We start from the raw sequence: 10,392 nt of genomic DNA on the forward strand, positions 1-10,392 counted from the left end.
TGGTGCCGGGTGAGGGATTTGAACCCCCGACCTTCGGTTTACAAAACCGCTGCACTACCGCTGTGCTAACCCGGCATCGTCCAGCCACATTTAGCTTCTGATGGAGATCGGCACAACGCGCGCAGGAGAACGTCATCCCGACCGGAGCCGAGCGTAGCGACGCGTAGTGGAGCGGCCTTTTGCGCCACTCAGTGCTTCAAACTGGCGCACGCTGTGTAGCTCCGCGGTGACGGCAGGCGTGCTGCAGAAATATTCACGTCGCAGGAGCGATGGCCGCAAGCGGACCCCCGCATCAGCTCCAGACGTTTCCAAGCTCGTTGATGGCAGCGAACACGCCGGTGAGCTGTGTCGTCTGGTACTCAATGTAGTGATCGATCGAGATCACCAGGCCGGCCCGGGTGAGCGCGCCGCTGGCCAACTCCGCGCTCCGATAGGCGGCCCCGCCCGCGTCAGGCGCACGGTGGAGAAGGTTCTGGTAGACCTCGTCGATGAACGCCGCGTTGTCGAGCATGCCGGCACCGTCGGCAAATTCCGTCGACGCGAGGAAATTGGCGCCGATCCCGCCCAGGCTGGCGCCGTTGGCTGCCTCGGTGGTCCAGTAGCCGTAGCCGCCGCCGTCGGCATTGCGGAACAGGAGCCCATTGTAGAGGGCGGCTATGCCGAGGCCGGTGTCCGATGCCGCCTGGACGCAGAGCGTCCCTTCGGAGAAAGCTGCCTTCTCGATATGGACGGTCGTGTCGAAGGTGTCGTGCGAGAGAGTGCCTGCGGTGAACGTGCCTCCGGAGCTGAAGCCGACCGTGCAGTCGGCGCGGCTGCCGATGAACAGGGCGGTGTCCGTGCCACCGCCGCCGTCGATCGTGTTGTTGCCGCGACCCGCCAGGAGGGCGTTGTCGGATGCATCGCCGATGATCGAGTCGTCGCCGTCGCCCGTGAACACCTTGGTCACCCTGGTCGTCGGGTCGATATCGATCGACCGACCATCGATCGTGGCGTGGTGATTGCCAAGATTCACGGTGACGTGCCCTGACACCGCGGCCGCATTGATCACCGCAGTCTCGCCGTCGCCGGCCTTGAGCGCGGTGCGCGAGGGCGCGTCCTGGCGCCAGCTGTCTGCCGCGATGGCCGCAGCGAAGCTGTCGCTATAGACGAACTCCCGTTCGGTCGAATGGGCATCGCCGTAGGCCGTCAGGGTGACACTCGTGGTGGTGCCGCCGCGCAGAGGTCTCGAGCGAGTCCGGCCTAGCGCTCATCGAGAGGAAGAAGAGAGCGTAAAGCTTCGATCCTCGATTTGAACGCCTCCTTGTCGGACGCCCTCAACAGCTCAAGGTCGCGCCTGAGTTGATCGATGCGCGCGGTGGCGGCCTCGCGCTTCAGCCGATCCACCTTCTCCCTGAGCGCCTCGATATCCTGGAAGGCCGGGTTGGCGGCACTGCCGGGTTTCTCCTTGATCAGCTCGTGGACGGCTTCCAACAGCTTGCCGATCTGCCGGCCGTAGCTCTCCTCGGCGAGGATGGCCTGCTCGGTCTCGGGCGCGCTCGAGTTGCGCTGGTTGACGATGACGTTGCCGAAGCTCCAGCCCGAATTGATCGGTTGAGACAGATCGCGCGGCGCGAACGAGGCCCAGGGGGACCACAGGCGCATCCAGAGGTCCCGCGCATCGCGATTTTTCCAGTCGTCGGTCATGGTGGCTCCAGTTCGCGGCATGTTGAGTTCACGTAGCGAGACGGTGGTTCGCTACGTGGCCATTTTTCGCGCCAGCAGGCAATCCCACGGACGGCGCTCTGTCGTTTCGGCGTTTCCTGTTGTGGACGACGCCTCCCTCGGTCGAGATTGCCATGGTGACCTCCGTCGTCAGGCCTCCCCTCCTGCCGCGCCTGCTCGTGCCGCGCCTGCCGTTCTTCTACGGCTGGGTCGTCCTCGCCTGTCTCTGCCTGGCGGGCTTTGCGCGCCAGGGGCCTGCGGTGGCCGTGCTGTCGGTCTTCGTCGTGCCCATGACCGATGCGTTCGGCTGGTCGCGCACCGAGATGGCAGGGGCGGTGTCGCTGGGCGGCGTTCTGGCGGCCGTCATCTCGCCGGTCGTCGGGCCGGTGCTCGACCGGCGCGGCGCCCGTCTGGTGCTTTGCCTGGCCGTCCTCGGCATCGGCCTGTCGACCATGGCGCTCTCGCTCATCCAGTCGTTGCTGACGTTTTACCTGCTGTTCTGCTTTGCGCGCATGATCTGGGCCGGACCGTACGACCTCGGTCTCTACGGTGCGCTCAACAACTGGTTCGTCGCCCGCCGCGCGCGCGCCACCGCGATCGCGACGCTCGCGCAGATGTCGGGCCTGGTCGTCCTGCCGATCATCGCCCAGCTTGCCATGCGCGAGGATGGCTGGCGTGGCGGCTGGATCGCGATCGGCGCCACGGTCATGCTGGTAGGCTTCCTGCCGGTTTGGCTGCTGGTCGTGCGCAGGCCGGAGGATATCGGCCTGACGCCCGATCGCCTGGTTTCCGCCAATGGCGCTGGCGCCACCGCGCCGGAGCCGCGCTTCACCCGGCAGCAGGCAATGCGCACCCAGGCCTTCTGGCTGCTGTCGCTCTACACGGTGCTGGTCTATCCGGTGCAGGCGGGGGTCAGCCTGCACCAGGCGCCCCACCTGATCGAGCGCGGCCTGTCGCCGATCACGGCCGCGACCGTGATCAGCTTCTTCTCCGCCATGTCGGCGGTGGCGAGCTTCGGCGTCGGCTTCCTGCCGCGACGCTGGCCGATACGCTACCCCATGCTGCTGTGGGCCCTGCTGCTGAGCGCCGGGTCGTTCGGCCTGATCTGGGTCGGCTCGGCCGAAGCGGCCTATCTGTTCGCCGGCCTGTTCGGATTGGGCATCGGCGGCATCTCGACATTGCTGCCGGTAGCGTGGGCCGACTATTTCGGGCGCGAGAGCTACGGCGCGATCCGCGGCGTCGCGCTGTCCTTGCAGGTGCTCGCGCAGGCAGCAGGTCCGCTGATCTCCGGTCTGTTGCGCGACTGGAACGGGACTTATGCCAGTTCTCTCACACTATTCGGCGCCCTGGCCGCCCTGGCGGCGGTGGCGGCGCTTGCAGCGCGCCGCCCCATCCCCTAGATTTTCCGCGACCCGAAAGAGGTTGCGTCGTCGGTCGGTGACACGATCGGCGACGGCGTGATCGAGGAAACAGGCTTCACTGTAGAGACTTAAAGTAGTCGCCAGGACGTACGCTCGTGGATTTGGGGTCCGCGAGCGGCCGGGGGTGCCAGCGAACAGGGCTTCGCGGCGGCCGTGGTCGGATGCCGGGGTGACCGCACGGAGAGACCGATGCCGCCGTTGCTGGAGGTTCAAGGACTCCATACCGAATTTCGCACCGGTGCCGGCACCGTACGTGCGGTCGACGGCGTGTCTTTCGCCGTCGAGCCGGGCGAGACGGTGGCAGTGGTGGGCGAGAGCGGGTCGGGCAAGTCGGTGAGCGCGCTGTCGATCCTGCGCCTGGTCGCCGATCCGCCCGGGCGTATCACCGAGGGTGCGATCCTGTTCGACGGTCGCGACCTCTTGCGCCTGTCGGAGGCCGAGATGCGGGATATCCGCGGCCGCGACATCGGCATGGTGTTCCAGGAGCCGATGACCTCGCTCAATCCCGTGCTGACGATCAGTCGGCAGATCACCGAGACGCTGGAGCAGCATCAGGGCGCCGATCGCGACACCGCGGAGCGGCGCGCCCTCGAGCTGCTCCAGATGGTCGGCATCGCCGACCCCGCGCGCCGGCTCAAGCAGTACCCGCATCAGCTGTCGGGCGGCATGCGCCAGAGGGTGATGATCGCCGTGGCGCTCGCCTGCAATCCAAAGCTGATCATCGCCGACGAGCCGACGACCGCGCTCGACGTCACCATCCAGGCCCAGATCCTCGAGCTGATGAAGTCGCTGACGCAAGAGCTCGGCGTCGCCCAGATCATCATCACCCACAATCTCGGTGTGGTTGCCCGCTACGCCAGCCGGGTCAACGTGATGTACGCCGGCCGCATCGTCGAGGCAGGCGAGGCCGACGCCATCTACCACGATCCGCGCCATCCCTACACGATCGCGCTCCTCGGCTCGGTGCCGCGGCTCGACCAGCCGCGGCGGACGCGGCTCGATCCGGTGGAAGGCCAGCCGCCTGATCTCACCCGGCTGGACGGCGGCTGCGCCTTCCGGCCGCGCTGCCGTTTCGCCGTCGAGCGTTGCGCCGAGGCACGCCCGCCGCTGGCGCCGGCCGGGACGGGGAGCCATCTCTCGGCCTGCTTCCGCAGCACCGAGCTCGGCGCTGCACGCGAGGTCGCGGCATGAGCGCGGTGGCGACCGAGACCCCGCTGCTGGACGTGCGTGGCCTCACCATGCACTTCCCGATCACCGAAGGCATCGTGCTGTCGCGCAAGGTCGGCGACGTCAAGGCGGTCGACGGGGTCGATTTCACCATCGGGCGCGGCGAGACGCTGGGCCTGGTCGGCGAGAGCGGCTGTGGCAAGACGACGACCGGCCGCTGTATCCTGCGCCTGGAGAAGCCGACGGCGGGGCAGGTCCTTTACGACGGCCGCGACGTCGCCCGCATGGAGCGCGGCGAGCTCACGGCTCTGCGGCGGCGCATGCAGGTGATCTTCCAGGACCCCTACAGCTCGCTCAATCCGCGTATGAAGGTGGGCGACATCATCGGTGAGCCGATCAAGGTGCACGGGGTCGAGCCCGACGCGCGGCGGCGTCGGGACCGCGTGCGCGACCTGCTCTCGGTGTGCGGCCTCGACCCGAAATTCGCCGACCGCTATCCCCACGAGATGTCGGGCGGCCAGCGCCAGCGCGTCGGCATCGCGCGGGCGCTGGCGCTCGATCCCGAATTCATCGTCTGCGACGAGGCGGTGTCGGCGCTCGACGTGTCGATCCAGGCCCAGGTCGTCAACCTGCTCGAGGAACTGCGCGAGCGCTTCCGCCTGACCTACCTGTTCATCGCCCACGATCTCTCGGTCGTGCGCCATCTCTGCCAGCGCGTCGCCGTGATGTATCTCGGCCGCATCGTCGAGACGGCCGATTCCGACGAGCTGTTCGATAATCCGCTTCATCCCTACACCCAGGCGCTGCTGTCGGCGGTGCCGATCCCCGATCCGCGCGTCGAGGCCGCGCGGGCCTTCCGGGTGACCAAGGGCGAGGTACCGAGCCCGATCAACCCGCCGTCCGGCTGCGTGTTCCATCCGCGCTGCCCGATGGCGGTGCCGGGCTGCAGCCAGTCGCGACCGGCCTTGCGGGAATTGCGGCCCGGCCACTGGGTTGCCTGCAGCGAGGCGCACTGACGGTGATGAAGAGTTCAGGGAGAGGTGTGCAGCAAGAGTAAGGGAGGAAACGATGCAAATGCGATCAGGTGTTTCGACTCTATGCGTTGCCTTGGCCGCCGGATTGCTGGCGGCAGGCCCAGCGGGCGCGCAAACGCCCAAGCGTGGCGGCACGCTGACCTATCTGATCCCGGCTGACGCGCCGCCGAGCTTCGACGGCCACCGGGAAACGACCTACGCCACGGTTCATGCCGCGGCCCCCTACTACAGCGTGCTGATCCGCGTGCCGCCGGACAATCCGGCCTCCACGACGGAGTTCGTTTGCGATCTCTGCACCGAGATGCCGAAGCCGACGGACGGCGGCAAGACCTACACCTTCAAGATCCGCCAGGACGTGAAGTTCCACGACGGCACGAAGCTCACCGCCCAGGACGTTGCGACGAGCTGGCAGTACATCGTGTTCCCGCCAAAGGGGGTGAACAGCGCGCGCGTCAGCTTCTACGAGATGATCGACAAGATCGAGGCGCCGGACGATGCGACCGTGATCTTCCGGCTGAAGCGTGCCACGACGGCGTTCCTTCCGGCGCTGGCCGATCCCTACACCTGGATCTACAAGAAGGAGACGCTGGAGAAGGATCCGCGCTGGTACGAGAAGAACATCCTGGGCTCCGGCCCGTTCAAGTTCGTCTCCTACGAGGTCGGTCAGAGCATCAAGGGCGTGCGCAATCCCGACTACTATCACAAGGGCCTGCCCTACCTCGACGCCATCGAAGGCATCTTCGCCAACAAGCAGTCGGTCCGTGTCGAGGCCTTGCGCGGCGACCGGGCGGCCATCGAGTTCCGCGGTCTGCCGCCGTCGGCGCGCGACCAGCTCGTCAAGGAGGCGGGCAAGGATATCGTGGTGCAGGACAGCGACTGGAATTGCGGCAACATCCTCACGCCCAACTCCAAGAAGAAGCCGTTCGACGACGTACGGGTGCGCCGCGCGCTGGCGCTCGCGATCGACCAGTGGGGCGGCGCGCCGGCGCTGTCCAAGATCGCGATCGTACGCAGCGTCGGCGGCATCGTCTTCCCGGGTTCGCCGCTTGCCGCCACCAAGGAGGAGCTGCAGCAGATCGCGGGCTTCTGGCCCGACATGGCGAAGTCGCGCGCAGAGGCCAAGAGGCTCCTGAAGGAGGCGGGCGCCGAGGGACTGAAGTTCGAGCTGCTCAACCGTAGCGTCGACCAGCCCTACAAGTTCGTCGGCACCTGGGCGGTCGCCGAATGGAAGAAGATCGGCCTGAACGTCGAGCAGAAGGTCGTGCCCACCGGTCCGTGGTTTTCCAACATGCGGGCGGGCACGTTCGACGTCGCCATGGAGGCCAACTGCCAGAGCGTGGTCAATCCGGTGCTCGATACCGGCAAGTATCTGCCGCACACGGTCTTCCCGGACAACTATGGCGGTTACGATGATCCCAAGGTCATCGAGCTCTACGAGAAGATGCGGACCGAGACCGATCCCAAGGCTCAGCGCGTTGCCATGCGGGCCTACGAGAAGTACATACTCGATACAAAGGCGTACGAGATCGTGCTGCCCTACTGGTACCGCATCATCCTGGCGCGGTCTTACGTGAAAGGCTGGAAGGTCAGCCCGAGCCACTATCTGAACCAGGATCTCGCCAACGTCTGGCTGGACAAGTAGCCGGCCGACGGAGCAAGGCTCGTGTACCGTTACATCGTAACCCGGCTCCTGCTGGCTGTCCCGACGCTGGCAGGAGCGGCAGCATTGGTGTTCGTGCTGATGCGCCTGATCCCGGGTGATGTCTGCGTCATTCGGCTGGGCTCCGGCGGGGCCCACGTCGATCCGGCATCTCTCGCAGCCTGCCGTGCGGAGCTCGGTCTGAACGAGCCGCTGATCGTGCAGTTCCTGCATTTCCTTTGGGACTACGCCACCTTCGATTTCGGCGTCTCGATGTGGTCGGGTAATTCGGTCGTGCACGAGATTGCCATCCGATTGCCGGTGTCGCTGCAGATCGCCGTCATGGCGACGGTGATCGCCATCGCCATCGCCATCCCGCTGGGGACGATCTCGGCGCTGAAGGAGAATAGCGGGCTCGACCACTTCGTGCGGGTGGTCGCAATCGCGGGTATCGCCACGCCGTCGTTCTGGCTCGGCATCATGTCGCTGGTGCTGGTGCTCGATATCACCTACCTGGCCAGCGGCAGGGCGTGGCTGCCGCCGATCACTTACGTGCCATTCTGGGAGGATCCTCTGCACAACCTCGCCGTGGTGCTGCTGCCCGCCATCACCGTCGGCTATCGCTATTCGGCGGTGACCATGCGACTCACGCGCTCTGCCATGCTCGAGGTGATGCGCGAAGACTACATTCGCACCGCACGCGCCAAGGGCCTGCTCGAGCAGATCATCGTCAACCGCCATGCCCTCAAGAATGCGCTGCTGCCCGTGGTCACGCTGATCGGCATCGAGTTCGCCTTTCTGATCGGCGGTCTGGTGGTCACCGAGCAGGTGTTCAACCTGAACGGCATCGGCCGCCTGCTCGTGCAGGCGGTGCAGAATCAGGACAATGTGCTGGCCCAGGCGCTGGTGATGCTCGTCGTCGCCGTGTTCGTTTTCGTCAATCTCGTGGTCGACGTGCTCTACGCTTGGCTCGATCCCAGGATCCGCTACTCATGACCGTAACTGTCCCCAACCGCGCGCCGGTTGGCGCCGCCGCGCCAGCCGCCGACGAGCTGCCCGAGCTTCGACGGTCCGTGCTCGGCTCGACCCGGGCCTTCGTCCGCCGCCAGCCGCTGGGCACCGTGGGCCTGGTAATCGTGCTGGTCATGTTCGCTGCCGGCGTGCTGGCCGACTGGATCGCGCCGTACGATCCGGAGGCCAACGACTTCAGCGCCATGATGGAGGCGCCGAGCTGGGCCCATTTGCTGGGTACCGACCAGTTCGGCCGGGACATCTTTTCGCGGCTGGTGTTCGGAGCGCGCACTGCGATGCTCGTGGGATTCACCTCGGCGGTGGTCGGCGGCCTGATCGGCCTGGTGCTGGGCGTCGCTTCGGCGTATTTCGGCGGTTGGTTCGATCTCGTGTTCCAGCGCGTGCTCGACGTGCTGATGGCCTTTCCGCTGATAATCCTGGCCTTGGCGGTGGTCGCGGTGTTCGGCACCGGCGTGGTCAACGTCATCATCGCCATCACCATTCCGCTGGTGCCGCGCTGTGGGCGCGTAGTACGAGCCAGTGCGCTGGCGATTCGTGAGATCCCCTATGTCGACGCGGCGCGAGCCCTGGGCTTTGGCCACATCCGCATCGTGTTGCGCCACATGGTGCCCAATGTCGTGGCGCCATTTCTGATCCTGTTGTCCGCTTTTGTCGGACAGGCGATCCTCGCCGAGGCCTCGCTTTCGTATCTGGGGCTTGGCGTGCAGGAGCCGGTGCCGGCGTGGGGCCTGATGCTGCAGGGCGGCGCCGAGGAATATGCCACGACCGCGCCCTGGATTGCTGTCTTCCCGGGACTCGCCATCATGCTCACCGTACTCGGCATCAGCCTGTTCGGCGACGCGCTGCGCGACGCACTTGATCCCAAGCTGCGGGAGCGGTGACGGGCGATCCCCAATTCACCCGCCGTGACGCAGGAAGCGGCCCACCGGAGTAGGGGGCCGGTCTCATACGGGGCGGAGGGGGAAGGCCTCGGTCGAGACCTTCCCGGCCCCGACATCGGACACCCAAGCATCCCCACCGGGGCCTTCACCCCGCCGCCCTCTACGGGGGCGCCTCCCCCGATGACAGGGGAGGCGAATGGGGGCGGCGTCGTTCCGCCCCCTGCCGCGCCCATTCGTAGGCCGCGACGGCGGCGGCGTTGGAGACGTTGAGGGCGGCGAGCTGGGGGGCGGTCGGGATGGTGACCAGCCGGTCGCACTTCTCGGCGGTCAGGCGGCGCAGGCCCTCGCCCTCGGCGCCGAGGACGATCGCGGCTCGGCCGGCGAGGTCGAGACTCATGATGCCGACATCGCCGCGCTCGTCGAGGCCGTACAGCCAGAAGCCGGCTTCCTTCAGCTGTTCGAGCGCGCGCGCGAGATTGACGGCACGGACCAGCGGCACGAGCTCGAGCGCGCCCGAGGCCGCTTTGGCCAGCACGCCGGTATCGGCCGGCGCGTGGCGCTCGGTGACGAGCACGCCCGAGACGCCGAAGGCTGCGGCCGTGCGCAGGATCGCCCCGACATTGTGCGGATCGGTCACCTGGTCGAGCGCCAGGACGAGGGCGTGCTCGCCGCAGCGCGCCAGAAGGTCCTCGAGCGCGGCCTCCTCCAGCGGCCCCACCAGGGCGGCGAGGCCCTGGTGGACGGCGCCGGCTGGCAGGCGCTGCGCCAGCTCCTCGCGGGCCAGGAGCTCGGTCCGGATCGCGAGCCTGCCAAGCTCGGCCTCCAGCCGCTCGGCAGTCTCGCGCGTCGCCAGCACCCGTTCGACCCGGCGCTCGGGATTGGCGAGCGCCGCCAGGACGGCGTGGCGGCCGTACAGCCACACCGCTTGATGGCCGCCGCGCGTCGGGCGTGGCGGCCGATGGCGAGGTCGGGAGCCCATGGCCGAGACTTGTATGGTGCGTCGCGGCGGGCGGCAAATCGGCCGGCGTCACGGATTTCGGTCTTGACGCAACCCATTGGATTTGCGAGCAACGCCCGCCCGCTCAACGGGCTGAAGAGGCTAATCTCGCGCCGCGTTGACGCAGGTTCGGAGGGGTGGCCGAGCGGTCAATGGCAGCAGACTGTAAATCTGCCGACTTCGCGTCTACGAAGGTTCGAATCCTTCCCCCTCCACCAGCGGGCACCGCAGCGAGAGAGCCTTTTCAGAGATTGCGGGTGTAGCTCAATGGCAGAGCTCCAGCCTTCCAAGCTGGCTATGCGGGTTCGATTCCCGTCACCCGCTCCAGATCTGACGAGGTCCGGTGGACCCGTGTTTGTCGAAGGCTGAAAGCAGCACGAGGGTCGTGAAACTATGGGCAAGGCGAAATTCGAGCGGAACAAGCCGCACTGCAACATCGGCACGATCGGCCACGTCGACCATGGCAAGACGTCTCTGACGGCGGCGATCACGAAGATCCTGGCGAAGACGGGCGGAGCGA

At 66.8% G+C, this 10,392-nt stretch carries 10 protein-coding genes and 3 tRNA genes; 9 read left to right on the top strand and 4 right to left on the bottom strand.

Going from position 1 to position 10,392, the window contains the following annotated elements; all coding sequences use genetic code 11:
- From AB7O82_RS33360 to AB7O82_RS33370, 3 genes are all read right to left on the bottom strand, one after another.
- A tRNA-Thr gene (locus tag AB7O82_RS33360) sits at positions 1–75 on the bottom strand.
- 217 nt (positions 76–292) lie between these two features.
- Positions 293–1,048, bottom strand: a complete 756-nt coding sequence (locus AB7O82_RS33365) for a DUF4214 domain-containing protein (protein WP_428537137.1) — start codon at positions 1,046–1,048, stop codon at positions 293–295.
- Positions 1,049–1,239: 191 nt separating this feature from the next.
- Complete coding sequence (locus AB7O82_RS33370) at positions 1,240–1,683, bottom strand: hypothetical protein (RefSeq protein WP_428537140.1); 444 nt, start codon at positions 1,681–1,683, stop codon at positions 1,240–1,242.
- A gap of 152 nt (positions 1,684–1,835) precedes the next feature.
- Between AB7O82_RS33370 and AB7O82_RS33375 the strand changes: the two genes are divergently transcribed.
- The 6 genes from AB7O82_RS33375 to AB7O82_RS33400 all read left to right on the top strand — a co-directional run bounded on the left by AB7O82_RS33375 (position 1,836) and on the right by AB7O82_RS33400 (position 8,875).
- Positions 1,836–3,101: an MFS transporter gene (locus tag AB7O82_RS33375; protein ID WP_428537143.1), complete on the top strand. Its 1,266-nt coding sequence runs from the start codon at positions 1,836–1,838 to the stop codon at positions 3,099–3,101.
- Positions 3,102–3,311: 210 nt separating this feature from the next.
- Positions 3,312–4,313 carry an ABC transporter ATP-binding protein gene (locus AB7O82_RS33380; protein WP_428537146.1) on the top strand — a complete coding sequence of 334 codons (1,002 nt, stop codon included), beginning with the start codon at positions 3,312–3,314 and terminating at the stop codon, positions 4,311–4,313.
- Entirely contained in the window at positions 4,310–5,305 is a 996-nt protein-coding gene (locus tag AB7O82_RS33385; protein ID WP_428537149.1) for an ABC transporter ATP-binding protein, read from the top strand. The genes AB7O82_RS33380 and AB7O82_RS33385 overlap by 4 nt, the downstream gene beginning before the upstream one ends.
- A gap of 58 nt (positions 5,306–5,363) precedes the next feature.
- Positions 5,364–6,965, top strand: coding sequence for an ABC transporter substrate-binding protein (locus AB7O82_RS33390; protein ID WP_428537152.1), 1,602 nt, complete (start codon positions 5,364–5,366; stop codon positions 6,963–6,965).
- Positions 6,966–6,986: 21 nt separating this feature from the next.
- Positions 6,987–7,958, top strand: a complete 972-nt coding sequence (locus AB7O82_RS33395) for an ABC transporter permease (RefSeq protein WP_428537155.1) — start codon at positions 6,987–6,989, stop codon at positions 7,956–7,958.
- Positions 7,955–8,875: an ABC transporter permease gene (locus AB7O82_RS33400; protein ID WP_428537158.1), complete on the top strand. Its 921-nt coding sequence runs from the start codon at positions 7,955–7,957 to the stop codon at positions 8,873–8,875. Before AB7O82_RS33395 ends, AB7O82_RS33400 begins: the two co-directional genes overlap by 4 nt.
- Before the next feature lie 160 nt (positions 8,876–9,035).
- Here the strand turns inward: AB7O82_RS33400 and rlmB are convergent, their stop codons facing one another.
- Positions 9,036–9,854, bottom strand: a complete 819-nt coding sequence (rlmB, locus tag AB7O82_RS33405) for a 23S rRNA (guanosine(2251)-2'-O)-methyltransferase RlmB (protein WP_428537161.1) — start codon at positions 9,852–9,854, stop codon at positions 9,036–9,038.
- 149 nt (positions 9,855–10,003) lie between these two features.
- On the opposite strand from rlmB, the gene AB7O82_RS33410 reads away from it, so the two are divergent.
- The 3 genes from AB7O82_RS33410 to AB7O82_RS33420 form a co-directional block, all read left to right on the top strand.
- Positions 10,004–10,090, top strand: a tRNA-Tyr gene (locus AB7O82_RS33410).
- A 35-nt stretch (positions 10,091–10,125) separates the two neighbouring features.
- Positions 10,126–10,199 (top strand) — tRNA-Gly (locus tag AB7O82_RS33415).
- Positions 10,200–10,265: 66 nt separating this feature from the next.
- Positions 10,266–10,392 (top strand): GTP-binding protein (locus AB7O82_RS33420; RefSeq protein ID WP_428620846.1); only part of this gene is annotated, 127 nt, incomplete at its 3' end.

Origin of the sequence: Reyranella sp., from assembly GCF_050185545.1 — a bacterium.
Taxonomy (GTDB): Bacteria; Pseudomonadota; Alphaproteobacteria; order Reyranellales; family Reyranellaceae; genus Reyranella.